At 50.9% G+C, this 346-nt stretch carries 1 rRNA gene; it reads right to left on the reverse strand.

The window, feature by feature from the left end:
* Positions 1–271: 271 nt before the first annotated feature.
* Positions 272–346: ribosomal RNA gene (locus KPB06_RS06875) — 23S ribosomal RNA — on the reverse strand; the annotation flags it as partial.

Here is a 346-nt window from a genome sequence, read left to right on the forward strand (position 1 = left end):
ATCATCGGCGTAGAGTCGTTTCACGGTCCTGTTCGGGATGGGAAGGGGTGGGACCGACTCGCTATGGTCATCAGGCAAAGAGGGTTGTTCTACTGGCGTGGCCAACAGAACCAATCTTGGAAGAAGCAGTAATTTTGAGTTGTGTGTATCACACACGAGAATCCAACTTGTCTCGTCTTGCTACGCAGGTCACCGGTACTTCAACCGGCGCGCCGCATCGATCAGCTTCGTGCTGAAGCACTAACGATCATCGACAAGGCAGACTTGTTATAGGATCAAGCCTTACGGGCAATTAGTATCAGTTAGCTGAACGCATTACTGCGCTTACACACCTGACCTATCAACG

Origin of the sequence: Burkholderia semiarida (assembly GCF_029268935.1) — a bacterium.
Classification (GTDB): Bacteria; Pseudomonadota; Gammaproteobacteria; order Burkholderiales; family Burkholderiaceae; genus Burkholderia; species Burkholderia semiarida.